This window comes from Microbacterium sp. MMO-113 (genome assembly GCF_037148555.1).
Lineage (GTDB): Bacteria > Actinomycetota > Actinomycetes > Actinomycetales > Microbacteriaceae > Microbacterium.
In genome coordinates this window covers 1-223 of record NZ_JBBCTD010000015.1, presented here as the reverse complement: position 1 = coordinate 223, position 223 = coordinate 1, and the positions used below count along the sequence as shown (strand labels likewise).

The window sequence follows — 223 nt, the reverse complement described above, 5'->3', positions numbered from 1 at the left end:
GAAGCGAAGTGATCTATCCATGGCCAGGTTGAAGCGACGGTAAGACGTCGTGGAGGACCGAACCCACTTAGGTTGAAAACTGAGGGGATGAGCTGTGGATAGGGGTGAAAGGCCAATCAAACTTCGTGATAGCTGGTTCTCTCCGAAATGCATTTAGGTGCAGCGTTGCGTGTTTCTTGCCGGAGGTAGAGCTACTGGATGGCCGATGGGCCCTACAAGGTTA

At 52.5% G+C, this 223-nt stretch carries 1 rRNA gene; it reads left to right on the top strand.

Going from position 1 to position 223, the window contains the following annotated elements:
- Window positions 1-223 (top strand): 23S ribosomal RNA (locus WFJ36_RS17110); the annotation flags it as partial.